1 protein-coding gene is annotated in these 304 nt (G+C 58.9%); it reads left to right on the plus strand.

The genetic code is table 11. From position 1 onward, the window contains the following. Positions 1-102 precede the first annotated feature (102 nt). Positions 103-304 (plus strand): hypothetical protein (locus tag AB4Z32_RS27950; protein WP_442125044.1); only part of this gene is annotated, 202 nt, incomplete at its 3' end.

The following is a 304-nucleotide window of genomic DNA, read 5'->3' on the forward strand; positions in this document are numbered from 1 at the left end:
CTCGAACGAAGCTCGAACGAAGCTGGCACGCATCCTGCTGATAGTCCATCGAGCGCAAATCAAATGCCTCAACCAACCAACCGACATCCAAGGAGATTTACCATGAAAACCCTGATCATCACCGACCTGGCCCACACCGACAAACTGGACCGCGCAGCCATGCGCACCGTCCGCGGCGGCTTCAAGTTCGCATCGCCCTCGTACTCCTTCGGCGACATCACTTATGCGCCGACGTCCAACTCGTCGATCAACGCCGCCCAAACCCTGGGCCAGGTCCAGAACGTGATGACTGCCACCGCCAACG

The sequence above is a fragment of the Massilia sp. 2TAF26 genome (genome assembly GCF_052115005.1).
GTDB lineage: Bacteria > Pseudomonadota > Gammaproteobacteria > Burkholderiales > Burkholderiaceae_D > Telluria.